Genomic DNA, 15949 nt, shown 5'->3' on the forward strand with positions numbered 1-15949 from the left:
CACCCGACCCCGCCAGCGCGAAGCCCAAGCCCCCCGGCCCCCCGCGCCCCCGACCCGCCCCCGGCGCTCAGGCGCGGATGACTTCCACGCCCGCCGCCTCGAAGGCCTCGGCTACCGCCGGTGCCAGGCCGGTGTCCGTCACCAGGACGTCCACGGCGTCGGTCCCGACGATGCGGGCGAAGGCGCGCACGCCCAGTTTGCTGGAGTCCGCCGCGATGACCACCCGGCGGGAGCGCTCGCACAGGAGGCGGTTCACCGCCGCCTCGTCCTCGTGGCGGGTGGTGGCCCCGTCGAGCGCGTCGAAGCCGTCCACGCCGAGGATCGCCGTGTCCACCGAGAGCTGGCCGAGGACGCCCTGCGCGAGGGGGCCGGTCAGCTCGTAGGACTGGGGGCGGGCCACGCCCCCGGTGAGCACCGTCTTGAACTGCGGTCGGATCACCAGCTCGCCCGCGATGTTCAGGGCGTTGGTCACCACCGTCAGCGCGGGCGACCCGCTCGCCCCCGCGCTCAGGTCGGCCCGGCCCGCCAGGGCGCGGGCCACCTCCGTGGTCGTCGTACCGCCCGTCAGCCCCACCACCTCGCCCGGTGCGATCAGGGCCGCCGCCGCCTCGCTGATCCGGCGTTTCTCCGGCGCGCGCCGCGTGGTGCGGTAGCGCAGGGGGAGTTCGTACGACACTCCGTGCAGCACCGCCCCGCCGCGCGTGCGCACCAGCAGCTGCTGCTGCGCGAGTTCGTCGAAGTCGCGCCGGATGGTGGCCGCCGAGACGCCGAGGGTCTCGGCGGCCGGTTCGACCTCAAGCCTGCCGTGCTGGACGAGCAGATCCAGCAGCGTTTGCCAGCGCACCTCCCGGGACATGGACCCCACGGCGGCGTACCCCCTTTGTGTGCTTTCGCTTCTGTGCATTCGGGCTACCCATTGACATTAACTCAGCAGATCACCCCGCAGATGCTTGAAGTTGCGTGAAACTACCCGCTACCTTGCAGAAAAACGCACCACATCGCACTCCACCGCACAGGGAGCCGACATGAGTCATGTCGCGTACGAGCTGACCACGCAACCCGAATGCTGGGAGCGGGCCGCCGAACTGGCGCCGGCCCAGCGGGCCGTGCTCCCCCAACCGGGGGAGCGGACCGCGATCGTGGGGTGCGGGACCTCGTACTACATGGCGCAGGCGGCCGCCGCGCTCCGCGAGGAATCGGGCGCCGGGGAGACCGATGCCTTCCCCGCCTCCGAGTTCCCGCGCCACCGCCGCTACGACCGGGTCGTGGCCCTGACCCGCTCCGGCACCACCACCGAGGTGCTGGACCTGCTCGCGCAGCTGCGCGACGCCGGGATCCGGACCACGGCGGTGATCGGCGACCCGGCCACCCCGGTGATGAGCCTCGCCGACGACCTGGTCGTCCTCGACTTCGCCGACGAGCGTTCGGTCGTACAGACCCGCTTCGCCACCACGGCCCTGACCCTGCTGCGCGCCCACTTCGGGCTGCACAGCCCCGCCGTCGTCGCCGACGCGCGCGCCGCGCTCGCCGAGCCGCTGCCCGAACAGATCGCCAGCCGGGGCCAGTTCACGTTCCTCGGCCGGGGCTGGAGCGTCGGCCTCGCGAACGAGGCCGCCCTCAAGATGCGCGAGGCCGCGCTGTCCTGGTCCGAGTCCTACCCGGCGATGGAGTACCGGCACGGCCCGATCAGTGTCAGTGGGCCCGGCACGGTCACCTGGGCGATGGACGAAGCCCCCGACGGCCTGGCCGAGCAGGTGCGCGGCACGGGCGCCCAGTGGGTGGAGGCCCGCCACGACCCGCTGGCCGAACTGGTACGGGTGCACCGCCTCGCGATCGCCGTCGCGGCCCACCAGGACCTGGACCCCGACCGGCCGCGCAACCTGACCCGTTCGGTGATCCTCACCAGCGAAGAGGGGGCCGTCCGATGAGCCTCGTCCCCGCGGGCGCCCTGGTGCGCGAGGCGGCCGCGCGAGGCCGCGCCGTCGCCGCGTTCAACATCATCACCCTGGAGCACGCCGAGGCCGTGGTGGCCGGGGCCGAGCGGACCCGCCTGCCGGTGATCATCCAGCTCAGCGAGAACGCCGTCAGGTTCCGCGACGGCCGCCTGCTGCCCATCGCGCGCGCCGCCGCGGCCTGCGCGGAGGCCGCGGCGGTCCCCGTCGGCCTGCACCTGGACCACGTCAAGAGCGCCGACCTGCTGCGCCAGGCCGCCGACGCGGGCTTCGGCTCGGTCATGTACGACGCCGCGCACCTGCCGTACGCCGAGAACCTGGAGGCGACCCGTTCGGCCGCCGACTGGGCGCACGCCAACGGCCTGTGGATCGAGGCCGAGCTGGGGGAGGTGGGCGGCAAGGACGGCGCCGCCCCGCTGGACCCGCACGCCCCTGGCGCCCGTACCGATCCGGACGAGGCGCGCCGCTTCGTCGCGGACTCCGGTGTGGACGCGCTGGCCGTCGCGATCGGCAGCAGTCACGCGATGACCTCCCGGACCGCGGCGCTGGACCATGCGCTGCTCGCCCGGCTGGCCAAGGCCGTGGACGTACCGCTCGTCCTGCACGGCTCCTCCGGCCTGCCGGACGCGGAGCTGGCCGCGGCGGTCGCGGGCGGCATCCGCAAGGTCAACATCGGCACCGCCCTGAACGTGGCGATGACCGGGGCCATCCGCGACCACCTGACCACGGCCGATCCGCGCCCGTACCTGACGGCGGCCCGTACGGCGATGACGGCGACCACGGTGGCGATGCTGACGGCGCTGAACTCCTCCCGCCCGGTGGCGGCGGTCGTGCCCGGGCGCTGAGGGCCCGCGGGGCGGCACGGCCCTTCCGGATTTGTGAAACGCGTTCTACTCTACGCCCGCCAGCGACGATGGACCGCGAGACTCCCGGAGGGGCCGTGCACCTCGAATACACTCCTGAGCAGCAGCAGTTGCGCACCGAGCTGCGCGCCTACTTCGCCGAGCTGGTCCCGGAGGACGTCTACGGGCGCTACCAGGACGCCGCCGCGCAGAAGCGCTTCTACCGCGAGACGATCCGGCGGCTCGGGGCCGACGGCTGGCTCGGAGTCGGCTGGCCCGCGGAGTACGGCGGGCGCGGGATGTCGCCCATGGACCAGTTCATCTTCTTCGACGAAGCCGCGCAGGCCGTGGTCCCGCTGCCGTTGATGGCCCTCAACACCGTCGGGCCGACGATCATGCAGTTCGGCACGGACGAGCAGAAGGCGTACTTCCTGCCGAAGATCCTCGCCGGGGAGATCGACTTCGCCATCGGCTACAGCGAACCCGACGCCGGCACCGATCTCGCCGCGCTGAAGTGCAAGGCCGTGCGCGAGGGCGACGAGGAGAGCGGCACGTACGTCGTCAACGGGCAGAAGATCTGGACCACCAACGGCGACACCGCCGACTGGGTCTGGCTCGCCGTCCGCACCGACCCCGAGGCCCCCGCCCACAAGGGCATCACCATGCTCCTCGTCCCCACCGACGACCCCGGTTACTCCTGCACCCTCATCAACACGCTCGCCTCGCACGACACCACCGCGAGCTACTACGAGGACATCCGCGTCCCCGCGAACCGTCGGGTCGGCCAGGAGAACAAGGGCTGGCGGCTGATCACCAACCAGCTCAACCACGAGCGCGTCACCCTCGCGGCCCACGGCACGATGGCCATCCGGGCCCTGCACGACGTACAGCGCTGGGCCGCCGACACCAAGCTCGCCGACGGCCGCCGCGTCATCGACCTCGGCTGGGTGCGCGGCCGCCTCGCCCGCACCCACGCCCGGCTCGACGCGATGAAGCTGCTGAACTGGCAGATGGTCAACGCCGTTCAGGGCGGCACCCTCACGCCGCAGGACGCCTCCGCCGTCAAGGTCTACGGTTCCGAGGCCCGCCGGGACGCTTACGCCTGGCTGATGGAGGTCGTCGGCGCGGCGGGCGCCCTGAAGGACGGCTCGGTGGGCGCGGTACTCCACGGAGAACTCGAACGCGGCTACCGCAGCGCGGTCATCTTCACCTTCGGTGGCGGCAACAACGAGATCCAGCGGGAGATCATCTCCTGGATCGGCCTGGGCATGCCCCGCGTCCGCCGCTGACCCGGCCCCGACGGGTGCTCCGGGGCGCTCGTCCCGACAGGCAAGTCCGCGGCGCCCGACCATGGTTCGGGCGCCGGAGGGCTGCTTCCGGCCCTGGCCTACCATCGTCCCCGTGACCTCCGCGCTGCTCCTCATCGATCTGACGCCCCGCATCATCGCCCTGCCGCTCGCCCCGCACTCCGGTGAGGAGGTGCTGGCACGCTGCCGTCGGCTGGCCCAGGCGTTCCGGGCGAACGGCCGCCCGGTCGTACTCGTTCGAGTGGAGCGGCCGAACGTGACCGAGCAACCGCCCGGCAGCGGCTTCGCCGACGGCCTGGTCCAGCCCGGCGATGCCGTGGTCGTCAAGCGCACCGTGGGGGCGTTCCACGGCACCGGTCTGCACGAGCGGCTGCGCGAGCTGGGCGTGGACACGCTGGTGCTCGCCGGACTGGTCACCACGATGGGGGTCGAGTCCACGGCGCGGGCCGCGAGCGACCACGGCTACGAGGTGGAGTTCGTCGCCGACGCCATGTCGGGCTTCGCCGTGGAGGAGCACGACGTCACGGTGGAGAGGATCTTCCCCCGGTTCGGCGACGTGCGTACTACGGCGGCGTACACCTGAACCCCTGGCACGGGCGGCCGGTGAGCGTCCGCCACGGGAGCCGGTCGGGCCGTCCTACCGGATCGCGGTGCCATCGGGATTTCATCGGTCCTCCCTAGCGTGACCGTGTTCAGGCGCGGGCCTGGACCTCAGGGGAAGGACGGCCCGATGGCGCGGAAGAGGTTCAGAGCGAGGCTGCCGATGGCGGTCGTGGCCGCGGTGGCGGTCATGAGCACGATGGCGGCCACCGGGTCCTCGGCCACCGGGTCTTCAGCCACCGGTTCGTCGGTCCCCGGTTCGCGGGCCGCCGGGCAGGGGCCGGACAAGCCGACGATCCGGTACACCGAGTACGGGATCCCGCACATCATCGCCTCGGACTGGGCGGGGCTGGGCACGGGTTACGGGTACGCCGCGGCCAAGGACAACATCTGCACCCTGGCCGACACCTATCTGATGGTCAACGCCCAGCGGTCCCGCTATCTGGGGCCCGACGGCAGGACGAGCCCCGGCGAGCAGCAGGACACCACCACCAACCTCGACAGCGACCTGTACTTCCAGCGCATCAACGACGACCGGGTGGTGGAGCGGCTGATCGCACAGCCCGCTCCCAACGGGCCGGAGCCCGAGGTCAAGGAGGCCATCCGCGGCTACGTCCAGGGATACAACAGGTACCTGGCCGAGACGGGCGCCGGCAACATCTCCGACCCGGTCTGCCGCGGTGCTGCCTGGGTGCGGCCGATCACCGAACTGGACGTCTACCGGCACGCGCACGCCGAGATCATCATGGGCAGCGCCGACGCCCTGCTGAGCGGGGAGGTGAACGCCGCGCCCCCGGGGGCGTCGGCCGCCGCGCCCCCGGCGTCCTCCCCCGAGGAGGCCGCGGCCAAGATCCGCGACGCGATGGCCGCCGGCCGTCAGCAGAGCATGGGCAGCAACGCTCTGGCCGTCGGTTCCCAGGGCGTGTCCGGGGGCACCGGCATGCTGCTGGCCAACCCGCACTTTCCCTGGCAGGGCAAGAACCGGATGTGGCAGAGCCACCTGACCATCCCGGGGAAGGTCAATGTCTCCGGGGGCAGCCTGCTCGGATTCCCCGCCGTGAACATCGGGCACAACGACGACGTCGCCTGGAGCCACACCATCGCCACGGTGGCTCCGTTCGGGCTGTTCGACGTCCAGGTCGATCCGCTGAACCCGACCAACTACCTGGTCGACGGCGCCTGGCGGCCGATGACCTCGCAGCAGGTCGGCGTCGACGTGCTGCACACGGACGGCTCCATCGGCAGGGTCACCAGGACGCTGTGGTCCACCCGCTACGGCCCGATCACCACGTCGCTCCAGGGCTACCCGCTGCCCTGGGTGGTCAGCGCGCACGCGGTGCGCGACGTGAACATGGACAACCTGCGGGCGTTGAACACCTGGTTCCGCCTCGACCAGGCCAAGGACGTCAACGACGTGGTGAGCACCCTGGAAACCACGGAGGGCGTCCCCTTCTTCAACACCGTCGCCTCCGACCGCAAGGGCAAGGCGCTGTACGCGGACATCCAGGCCACCCCGAACATCACCGACGAGCACGCGCGGGTGTGCCTCACCGAGACCGGCAAGCTGCTGTTCAACCAGTCGCTACGGCTGCCGAACGTACCGCCGGTCTCCATCTTCGACGGCAAGCGCAGCGCGTGCGACTGGCCGGACGACCCGAACGCGGTCGCGCCCGGCCTGCTGGACCCGCACAAGCAGCCGCGCCTGATCCGGTCCGACTTCGTAGGCAACGCGAACGACAGTGCCTGGCTGGCCAACCCCGAACAGCCACTGTCCCTGCCCAGGGTGATGGGCGACACGGCGGCGCCCCGGTCGCTGCGCACCCAGGAGCTGATCCTGACCGCGCAGAACCGGATCAACGGCACCGACGGTCTGCCGGGCCGGGGCTTCACGCCCGAGAACATGCGGCAATTGCTGTTCGCCGACAACAGCAGGGCGGCCGACCTGGCCCTCGACGCCACGGTGACGATGTGCCGGAGCGTCCCCTTCGGGCTCATTCTGGTGGACGGCACACTGGTCAACGTGAGCGAGGCGTGTCCGATCCTGGCCGCCTGGAAGGACCACGACTTCACGGCGGACAGCCGCGGATCCTGGCTGTTCGAGAACTACTGGGCCTTCCTGCTCGGTGGTCAGGCGATCGAGAAACTGCCGTGGCGGGTGCCCTTCGATCCCAAGGACCCGGTGCACACGCCCAATTCGCTGGACCCCGGCAGCTCCGCCGTCCGCGACGCGTTCGGCCGGGCGGTCATCGCGCTGCGCAACGCGGGCATCGCGCCGAACGCGCCGCTGTCGGACGTACAGAAGATCACCCGCAACGGCGAGCAGATCCCGATCCACGGATCGGTCACCGAACTCGGGGTGCTGAACGTGGTCACTCCCGGAGTGGTCAACGGCACGCTGGACATCACCTTCGGCTCCAGTTTCATCCAGCAGGTGCGGTTCACCGCCGACGGTCCGCCGCAAACCTCCTCGGTACTGGCCTACTCCCAGTCGGCCAACCCGAACTCGCCGCACTACACCGACCAGACCAAGCTGTTCTCGGCCGGGCAGTGGGTGACCGAACGGTTCACCGAGGAGCAGATCGCGGCCTCACCGGTCCGTGAGGTCAAGGTCCTGGACTGAGACCGGCCCGCAGGGCGCGCCGGAACCTCCACGACGGCCTCCGGCGTGCCCTTTCACCCGGGTTTCATCGCCGTTCCATACGATTCGCGCCGCGCGACGACAAGAGAACTCACGAGGGGGCACGCTGTGACGAGGAGAGCAAGCCGATGGCGGACAGTGGTGGCATCGATGGCCGCCGTCGTGGCGATGGCCGCGCCGACGGGCTGGGCGCGGGCCGCTGACGGCACCGCGCCGCCGCCGATGGCGAATGGGTTCGGCCTGACCCAGGTCGACACGGCGACGGGCGGTCCCACCAACTTCACCATCACCGTGACCACACCCGAGGTCACGGGCAAGCACCACATCAAGATCATTCTGCCGAGCGGTTACGGCGACGACCCGGCCAGGCGTTACCCGGTGCTGTACTTCCTGCACGGATCTCCCGACGACCCGGTCCAGCAGAACTATCCGGCGCTGACCACCTCGAACCAGATGATCACCGTCATCCCGGACGGCGGCGCTCGGGGCTGGTACGCCAACTGGCTCAACCAGAAGACCCAGGCCGGCGCCCAGAACTGGGAGAACTTTCACCTCAAGCAGGTGATCCCGTTCATCGACGCGAACCTGCGGACCGTCGCCACCAAGAAGGCCAGGGCCGTCGCCGGTGTCTCCATGGGCGGGTTCGGGGCCCTCCACTACGCCCAGGACCGCCCCGACCTGTTCAGCCAGACCGCGTCCCTGTCGGGCGACATCGACCTGTCGGCCAACGCCATGGACCTGCGGCTGGCCGTGGTCGCCTCCCTCATCGACGCCCAGGGCGTCATCTGCGGCTCCTCATCGGGTGCCTGCGACCCCACCAACGACCCGTACAAGCCCGGTGTGGACAGCGACGCCCTGTTCGGTTCGCCCTACCCGGTGTTCAACGCCGACTGGCGGTGGAACGAGGCCGACCCGTCCCAGCACATGGACAGACTCGCCGGAGTCGGGGTCTCCCTCTACGTGGGCAACGGCCGTGGCTCCGCCACCGAACCGGAGTTCTGGCTCGAAAGCGCGTCCAAGCACGCCAAGGACCGCATGGACGCGCTGGGCATGCCCTACTACTACGTCGACTACGGAGACGGGTCCGCCTGGGGAACCCAGTGCAACGGCGGCCACAACGCGGGCTGCTGGGAACAGGACCTCCGGGACCTGATCCCCCGGCTGGAAAGGGCCTTCGCCTCCTGAGCGCAACGGCCGGGGTACGGACCGGGGCAGGGTTTTCGCGGGGCCGCCGCGGGTGTCACTCCGGATCGTTCCGGGTGGTTCGCCCGGCGGCCCCGTCGCTACGTTGTCGACGGCGTCCGCCAGACCGACATCCCGGGGAGCTGTCATGCCGTTGTCCAGCGTCATGGGCCGAGCACCTGTCGGCGTGCTCGGACAACTGGAGCGCAGGGTGCTCCACGGGGTCGGGTGCGGCCTGCGGGACGAGGAGATCGCCGCCGTTCTCGCCGTGCCCGAGAGCGTGGTGGCCACGAACCTGGAGCGGATCCTCGCGAAGCTCGGTCTGCGTGACCGGGCCGCCGCCATCGTCCATGCCTTCGACTGCGGCCTGGTCCTGGCCGACCACGGCCCCCGCGCGCACGCCGTGGCCCCGGTGGCGGGGAGCGTCGTGGGCCGGGCGGCCGGCCCGAGGGTGCGGATCTCCGTACTGGGACCGCTGCAGGCATGGCGGGACGGCAGGCCCGTGAACCTGGGGCATCTGCGCCAGCAGGCCGTACTGGCGGCGCTGGCGCTGTGCGCCGGCCGCACGGTGAGCCGGCGGGAACTGCTCGAAGGGGTATGGGGGATGGAGCCGCCGGTCACCAACGTGGTGCCGGTCTACGTCTACCGCCTGCGCAAGGCCCTGCGCCTCGGCGACGGCCCGGACTCGGTGATCGAGCACGACCGGGGTGGTTACGGGCTGCTCTCCGACGCGGTCGAAGTGGACGTCGCGCACATGGAGCGACTGGTCGCGGACGCCGCGACGGTCGGCCGGGCGGGCGAGGCGGCCGAGGCGGTCCGACGGTGCTCTCAGGCGCTGGACCTGTTCCGCGGGGAGCCGCTGAGCGGCCTGCCCGGGCCGCTGGCCGAGCTGGAGCGGCTGCGGCTCACCGAGCGCAGGATCGCCATCGTGCAGCGGAAGGTGCAGTGGCAACTGCGGCTGGGCCGCCACTGCGAGGCGATCGCCGAGCTGTTCGCGCTGTCGGCGGCGCACCCCCTGAACGAGCCGGTGGCCGCGACGCTGATGCGCGCGCTCGCTCGGAGCGGCCGGCAGGCCGAGGCGCTGGCCGTGTTCGACCGCGCCCGCCGCCGACTGGCCGAGGACCTGGGGGTTGCGCCGAGCGGCATGCTGCGGCGGGCGTACCAGATGGTGCTGCGCGGCGACGAAGCCGGCCCCGGCCCCACCGGAACCAGGCGATGACCGGGCCAGGCATCGGGGGCGCGGGCACGGTGAGCAGCCGCTGAGGCGATCCGGCTGCTCACCCGGCCCACGGGCCGCGCTGGTTACGCGGGGTACCAGGCGCCGTTGTACCACTGCTCGCTGGCGCTGTCGTTGTGGTGGTCCATGTTGAAGTCTTCGGGGTAGTTCCTGATGTGGTTGTTCGGGTAGGTCCAGATGCCGGCGGACTCGTCGCAGACGTAGTCCCAGTGGCAGATCGTCTTGACGGGCACGTTGCCGAAGAACCGGTCGGCACCGGCGAGCGGAGCGCCGATGACACCGCCGAACGGCACGGCTCCGCCGTTGGCTCCGGGCGGGCCCTGACGCTTGGGGTCAGCGATGAGAATGGCGTTGACGTTGTCGAAGCTCTGCCAGTTCTCGGTGACCCAGGTGTGCACCACCGCGGCGCCCAAGGAGTACCCGGCCATCTTGACGTGCTGCCCCGGGCAGGCGGCCCGCTGGTCGCGGACCAGCCGGTTCAGCTCATTGACGCCCGCGCGGGCGCTCGCACCGTTGGGAATCTGGGTGGGGTACCCGACGTGCTGCTGGATGTTGCCGGTGAAGCCGTCGTTGTTCCACGAGCTGCCCGTGCCCCCGACGACGATCGTGTAGGTGCCCTCACACGGAGCCGCCGCCTGTGCCGTGGACTCCTGAGCCACTGACAGTCCGGCGGTCAGCAGCAGACCGGCTGCCGCGGCCGCGATCCTTCGTGTTCGCATGCGATCCTCCCGATGGGGTGGGCCCGCACGTCCGCCGTGTGATGCGGTACGCGGTCGGCCCAGGTGACCGGACGACAGTGGCAGCGGCCGATGACATCCCGATGAAACACGAGCGGTCAGGCCGTCCGGACGGCCTGACCGGGTCATGCACGGGCGGGCGGCCGGGCGGTTACGGAACGGGCTGCTGCTGGGTCACGCAGTGGATCCCGCCGCCGCCCCCGCCGAGGCTGTCGATGTTGAGCTGCTCGACGGTCCGGCCGGGGAAGGCCCGCTGGAGCGTCACCTTGGCGGCGGCGTCGGCGCGGGTGTCGCCGAACTGGGGTGCGATGACGGCGCCGTTGCACACGTAGTAGTTGGCGTAGGCACCGACGAAGTCGGGGTTGGTGGACCGGATGAGGTTGTAGTCGGGGCCCTGGAGCTTGGTGACCGAGATCGGATTCCCCTGGGCTCCGGTGGACGAGGACAGGATCTGGTACTGCTGGCGTGCGTCGTTCGACCAGGCGTCGTTGTCGCTCGCGAGCGGCATCTGCACCAGGCCCTGGCCGCTGGCGAGGAACCTGGACGTGGCGTCCACGTGGTCGTCGGTGATGTCCCGGCCGAGGACGCCCTTGAACCAGATCACTTGGGAGGCACCGAAGGCGGTGCACATGGCCGCCTCGATCTGGGCCTGGCTCAGGTTCGGGTTGCGGTCCGGGTTGATGATGCTGCTGCGGGTGGCCATCAGGGTGCCCGCGCCGTCCGTCTCCACGGCGCCGCCCTCGCCGATGAACGCGGCGGTGGTGAAGGGCACCGCGGCGTAGGCGGCGATCCGCCCGGCGACCAGGGTGTCCTTGGCGTGCGTCTGCTGGTTGCCCCAGCCGTTGAAGTTCAGGCCGACCGTGTCGAGGCCGCCCGCGCCGTTGGTCCGGAAGACCGGGCCGCTGTCGCGCATCCAGCAGTCGTCGACCGGGATCGTGCCGATCACGGTGACGCCGGAGCCGCACGCGCTCTTCGCCTTGGAGACGCTGGCGGCGTTGGCGCACATGATGACCTGCTCGTACTTCGCGACGGTCTTCGCGATCAGGGCGATGTTGGCCTGCACGCCCGCCAGTTGCCTGCCCCAGATGGCCGAGCTGTCGGGCCACGCCATCCAGGTCCGGGTGTGCCGGACCGTGTCGAGCGGTACGGCGAAACCGCCGGCGGCCGCCCTCGCGGCGGGCCGGACGGCCGCGAAGGCCTCGCCGCCCACCGCCGCCAGTGCGGCTCCGGCTGCCGTGAGGCCCGCTGCCGTGAGGAACCCCCTGCGGTCCAGCTGCCGGCGCCGCGTTCTGCCTGCCGGGTCCTGGGGTGCTGCGTGATCGTTCATCTCTGTTCTCCGATCAGCGTGGGTGGATCGCGCTCCACCGATGGGCCGGAACGTATGACTGACCGAGCGCTCGGTCAATAATTCTGGCGGAGATGGCCTGCCGGTTTCTGACTGTTCTTGATCGCTCTCGCCCGTGCGGCGGACACGGAGTCGTTAGAGTGGCGCCGTGGCAGCAGACGTGGCGGCAGACGTGACAGACGGCGTCGCGGACGGACGTCCGCCCGCGCCCGTGGCGAAGGCCGGGCGGGCCCCCCGGACCCCCCGGACCTCGGTCAAGGGCGAGCAGACGCGCGCCCGGCTGATCGCCGCCGCCCGCACCCTGCTGGCGGGCGACGGCTTCGCCCGCTTCAGCACCCGCAACGTCGCCGCGCTCTGCGGGATCTCACACGGGATGTGCCACTACCACTTCCACGACCGCACCGACCTGATCCTCGCGGTCGTCGAGGACATCGGGCCCGAGTGGATCGCCCCGATGGAAGCCGCGGTCGACACCCCGGGCCCCTTCGCCGAGCGCGCCGAGCGGGTCATCGCCCTGCTGACGCAGCCCGAGGGACCGGACCTGTCCCGCCTGCACTCCGCCCTCCACTGGTTCGCGCTGAACGACGACCGGGTCCGGGCCGCCGTCGAGGCGGAGTACCGGCGCTGGCGCGACTGCTTCGTCCGCCTGTTCCAGGTGCTCGCCGACGAGCGGCCGGACGCCGACTTCGACCCCGTCCCGCTGGGCCTGGCCCTCGCGGCCGCCGCCGACGGGCTCGCGGCGATCCAGTCCCTGGACTCGCCGGTGGACCCGGAGGCGACCGTACGCGTCCTGGTCACCGGGCTCACCGCGGCGGCCGTACGCCCCTGAGCCCCCGGGGACGCACGCCCGTACCGCCGCTCACAGGGCGCGGCGCGCCGCGGCGATCCCCCTCGGGTCCCAGCCGGGCCGGGGGACCGACTCCAGCAGCAGCCGGGTGTAGGGGTGCTGCGGATCGGCGAGCACCCGGGCGGTCGGGCCCGCTTCGGCGATCCGGCCGCCGCGCATCACGATCACGTCGTCGGTGACACAGCGCACCACACCCAGGTCGTGGGTGATGAACAGGTAGCCGATGCAGGTCTGTTCGCGGATGTCGGCGAGCAGGTTCAGGACCTGCGCCTGTACCGAGACGTCCAGCGCGGCCACCGCCTCGTCCAGGACGAGGACGGCGGGCTCGACCGCCAGCGCGCGGGCGACCGCGACGCGCTGGCGCTGCCCGCCGGACAGCTTGCGCGGCAGGGCGTCCGCCTCCCGGCTGCCGAGGCCGACCTGTTCGAGCAGCTCGGCGATCCGCCGGTCGTGGTCACCGTCGGGGAAGTGCAGCCGCAGGGTCTCGCGCAGCGCCGCACCCACGGTGGTGCGGGGGTCCAGGGACAGGAACGGATCCTGGAAGACCATCTGCACCTCGCGGGCCCGGGCGAGCCGGTGGGCGTTGCCCCGCCGGTGCTCGCCCCGGTCGCGGCCGTGGATCAGCACCCGGCCGCTGTCGGCGTGTTCGAGGCCGACGACGATCCGGGCGGTGGTCGTCTTGCCCGAGCCGGACTCGCCGACGATGCCCAGCGACCCGCCCTCGGCCAGCCGGAAGGACACGTCGTCCACTGCCTGTACGTTCCCGTAGGCCCGGCGCAGGTCGACGGCCTCCAGGACGGTCTTCCTCATCGGTGGTCTTCCTCTCGGGCCGGGGACGGTGGCGCTCTCCAGGACGGTCTCAGCCATGGGCTGCCGCTCCTGCCACCTGGTCACTGTGATGACAGGAGGCGAGGTGGGCCGGGCCGTCCGCGATCGGGAGCAGCTCCGGTGCCTCCTGGGTACAGATGCCGGTCGCGAACGCGCAGCGCGCGGCGAAGGGGCAGCCGGTCAGTTCCTCGCGCAGGCTGGGTGGCCGTCCCTCGATGGCGGCGAGCCTGCCCTGCGGCGCGTCGAGCCGTGGGGTCGAGTTGAGCAGCGCGGCCGTGTAGGGGTGGCGCGGGCGCAGGAACAGCTCGTCGGCGGGGCCGGTCTCCACGATCCGGCCCGCGTACATCACGTACACGCGGTCGCTGATCGCGGCGGCGAGTCCGAGGTCGTGCGTGAGGAAGAGGAGACCGGTGCCGAACCGGTCGCGCAGGTCACCGAGGAGGGCCACCACCTCGGCCTGGGTGGTGACGTCCAGGGCGGTGGTGGGTTCGTCGGCGAGGATCAGCGCGGGGTCGCCCATGAGGGCGGCCGCGATCATCACCCGTTGCAGCATGCCGCCGGAGAGCTGGCCCGGGTACCTGCGCAGCGCGGCGGCCGTCAGACCGACGGCCTCCAGCATGTTCGCGGCCCGTTCGTTCGCCGCCTCCTTGCCTGTGCCCGCGTTCAGCCGCAGGCTCTCGGTGAGGAAGTCGCCGACCCGGCGCATCGGGTTGATGGCGGCCCGGGGGTCCTGGAAGATCATGGCCGCGGTGCTGGTGCGCAGCACCCGCAGCCGGCCGGGGCTCATCGTGAGGACGTCGTCCCCGACGACGCGGACCGTGCCCGCCTTACGGGCCCCGGTCGGCAGCAGCCGCAGCACGCTGCGCGAGGTGAGGGTCTTGCCGGAGCCGGATTCCCCGACCAGCGCGACGGTCTCGCGGGCGCCGACGGTGAGGTCGACCCCGTCGAGCACGGGCCGGGCGGTGTCCGGCAGGTGGAGGCGCAGCCCCTGGATCTCGAGGGTGTTCATCGGTCCCTCCTGGCGACCTTGTCGGCCCAGCGCTCGCCGACGACGTTGAAGGCGACCACGGTCAGCACGATGGCCACGCACGGCACGATCGCCGAGAGCGGATAACCCGACTGGATGGCGGGGTTGCCGTCGAAGACCATGCGGCCCCAGTCGGGGGTCAGGGCGGGGACGCCCAGCCCGAGGAAGGAGAGGCCCGCGAGGTCGATGAGGGCGTAGCCGAAGTTGATCGTGGACTGGGCGAGCACCACGGGGGCGATGGCGAGGATGACGTGGCGCAGACAGATCTGCGGTCCGGAGTGGCCCTGGACCCGGCACGCCTCCACGTACGGGCGCTCGCGTTCGGCGAGGACCAGGGAGCGGGTGAGGCGGCTGACGTACGGGAGGTAGGCGACTGCCAGGGCGAGGACGGGGGCCAGCAGCCCTTCGCCGTAGACCGACACGATCAGGATGGCCAGCAGCATGCCGGGGAAGGCGAAGACCAGCTCGGTGCTGCGGGACAGTACGGAGTCCAGCCAGCCGCCGCGCCAGGCGGCGGCCGTCCCCACGGCGACACCGGCCAGGGTGGAGAAGACGACCACCCCGAGCGGACCGAGCAGGGCGGTGCGGGCGCCCAGGACCAGCCGGGACAGGGTGTCGCGCCCGGAGGCGTCGACCCCGAGGAGGTGGTCGGCGGAGGGACCGGCGAGCGCGTTCCCCAGGTCGACGCTGTTGGGGTCGTACGGCGCGAGCCACGGGGCGAGCAGCGCGACGAGCACGACGACGGCGACGAAGCCGAGGCAGAGCAGGGAGAGCGGGGTACGTCTGGTCCGGAGCCGGGCGAGTCCCGGCCGGCGCAGCAGGGTGGCGGTCATGCGGCCTGCCTCCTGGGGCCGAGGGCGACCCGGGGGTCGACCAGCGGATGCAGCAGGTCGACGACGAGGTTCACCGTCATGAACAGCCCGACCATGATGAGGGAGATGGCCTGCACCGTGGGGAAGTCCTTGGTGGTCGTGGACAGTTCGAGGAGCTGGCCGATGCCGCCCACGCTGAAGGCCGATTCCACCAGGACGGTGCAGACCAGCAGCGTGGAGACGATCAGACCGCCGGTGGTGAGGACGGTGCCCAGGGCGTTGCGGAACACGTGGCGCCGGATCACCTGGCGTTCGGACACGCCCCGGCTCCGGGCGACCGTGACGTGCTCCTGACCGAGGATGTCGAGCATCGCGGCCCGGGTGACCCGGGCGAGCATGCCGATCAGATAGAGCGCCAGCGCGACGGCGGGGAGGGTCAGGTGCCAGAGCATCCGGCCGAGCCCGTCGCCCGTACCGCCGGTGGGGAACCAGTGCAGCCGTACCGCGAACAGCCCCTGGAGCAGCACCGCGGCGAGGAACGACGGGGTGCCGATGGCGAAGGCGGTGGTGACGAGGATCGAGGAGTCGGCGAGCC

The 15949-nt window shown here is 71.6% G+C and carries 15 protein-coding genes; 8 read left to right on the forward strand and 7 right to left on the reverse strand.

Annotated elements, in window-relative coordinates:
- Positions 1-67: 67 nt before the first annotated feature.
- Positions 68-856, reverse strand: a complete 789-nt coding sequence (locus QMF80_RS32920) for a DeoR/GlpR family DNA-binding transcription regulator (RefSeq protein ID WP_283460171.1) — start codon at positions 854-856, stop codon at positions 68-70.
- A 169-nt stretch (positions 857-1025) separates the two neighbouring features.
- Here QMF80_RS32920 and QMF80_RS32925 point away from each other — a divergent pair, with 169 nt between their 5' ends.
- The 7 genes from QMF80_RS32925 (at position 1026) to QMF80_RS32955 (ending at position 9740) form a co-directional block, all read left to right on the forward strand.
- Positions 1026-1928: an SIS domain-containing protein gene (locus tag QMF80_RS32925; protein WP_283460112.1), complete on the forward strand. Its 903-nt coding sequence runs from the start codon at positions 1026-1028 to the stop codon at positions 1926-1928.
- A complete protein-coding gene (locus QMF80_RS32930) occupies positions 1925-2797 on the forward strand; it encodes a class II fructose-bisphosphate aldolase (protein ID WP_283460114.1) in 873 nt (290 codons plus the stop codon). The genes QMF80_RS32925 and QMF80_RS32930 overlap by 4 nt, the downstream gene beginning before the upstream one ends.
- A 95-nt stretch (positions 2798-2892) precedes the next feature.
- Positions 2893-4083 carry an acyl-CoA dehydrogenase family protein gene (locus QMF80_RS32935; protein ID WP_283460117.1) on the forward strand — a complete coding sequence of 397 codons (1191 nt, stop codon included), beginning with the start codon at positions 2893-2895 and terminating at the stop codon, positions 4081-4083.
- 112 nt (positions 4084-4195) lie between these two features.
- Entirely contained in the window at positions 4196-4684 is a 489-nt protein-coding gene (locus tag QMF80_RS32940) for an isochorismatase family protein (protein WP_349372262.1), read from the forward strand.
- Between the two features lie 147 nt (positions 4685-4831).
- On the forward strand, positions 4832-7321 hold the full coding sequence (locus QMF80_RS32945; protein ID WP_283460120.1) for a penicillin acylase family protein: 2490 nt from the start codon (positions 4832-4834) through the stop codon (positions 7319-7321).
- A gap of 168 nt (positions 7322-7489) precedes the next feature.
- The gene (locus QMF80_RS32950) at positions 7490-8524 is read left to right on the forward strand and encodes an alpha/beta hydrolase (RefSeq protein WP_283460122.1); all 1035 of its coding nucleotides are present in this window, start codon (positions 7490-7492) and stop codon (positions 8522-8524) included.
- Positions 8525-8669: 145 nt separating this feature from the next.
- The gene (locus QMF80_RS32955) at positions 8670-9740 is read left to right on the forward strand and encodes an AfsR/SARP family transcriptional regulator (RefSeq protein ID WP_283460124.1); all 1071 of its coding nucleotides are present in this window, start codon (positions 8670-8672) and stop codon (positions 9738-9740) included.
- 83 nt (positions 9741-9823) lie between these two features.
- Here QMF80_RS32955 and QMF80_RS32960 read toward each other — a convergent pair whose 3' ends face one another.
- On the reverse strand, positions 9824-10477 hold the full coding sequence (locus QMF80_RS32960; protein WP_283460126.1) for a cutinase family protein: 654 nt from the start codon (positions 10475-10477) through the stop codon (positions 9824-9826).
- 169 nt (positions 10478-10646) lie between these two features.
- Entirely contained in the window at positions 10647-11822 is a 1176-nt protein-coding gene (locus QMF80_RS32965) for an agmatine deiminase family protein (RefSeq protein ID WP_283460128.1), read from the reverse strand.
- 166 nt (positions 11823-11988) lie between these two features.
- Between QMF80_RS32965 and QMF80_RS32970 the strand changes: the two genes are divergently transcribed.
- Positions 11989-12669, forward strand: coding sequence for a TetR/AcrR family transcriptional regulator (locus QMF80_RS32970; RefSeq protein WP_283460130.1), 681 nt, complete (start codon positions 11989-11991; stop codon positions 12667-12669).
- 30 nt (positions 12670-12699) lie between these two features.
- Here QMF80_RS32970 and QMF80_RS32975 read toward each other — a convergent pair whose 3' ends face one another.
- From QMF80_RS32975 to QMF80_RS38160, 4 genes are read right to left on the reverse strand one after another with little or no spacing between them, the layout of a single operon-like run.
- Entirely contained in the window at positions 12700-13497 is a 798-nt protein-coding gene (locus tag QMF80_RS32975; RefSeq protein WP_283460173.1) for an ABC transporter ATP-binding protein, read from the reverse strand.
- Between the two features lie 49 nt (positions 13498-13546).
- Positions 13547-14524: an ABC transporter ATP-binding protein gene (locus QMF80_RS32980; RefSeq protein WP_283460132.1), complete on the reverse strand. Its 978-nt coding sequence runs from the start codon at positions 14522-14524 to the stop codon at positions 13547-13549.
- Positions 14521-15375, reverse strand: a complete 855-nt coding sequence (locus tag QMF80_RS32985) for an ABC transporter permease (protein WP_283460134.1) — start codon at positions 15373-15375, stop codon at positions 14521-14523. The genes QMF80_RS32980 and QMF80_RS32985 overlap by 4 nt, the downstream gene beginning before the upstream one ends.
- Complete coding sequence (locus QMF80_RS38160; RefSeq protein ID WP_349372265.1) at positions 15372-15932, reverse strand: ABC transporter permease; 561 nt, start codon at positions 15930-15932, stop codon at positions 15372-15374. Before QMF80_RS38160 ends, QMF80_RS32985 begins: the two co-directional genes overlap by 4 nt.
- Positions 15933-15949 lie beyond the last annotated feature (17 nt).

This window comes from Streptomyces sp. G-G2 (assembly GCF_030063135.1).
Classification (GTDB): Bacteria; Actinomycetota; Actinomycetes; order Streptomycetales; family Streptomycetaceae; genus Streptomyces.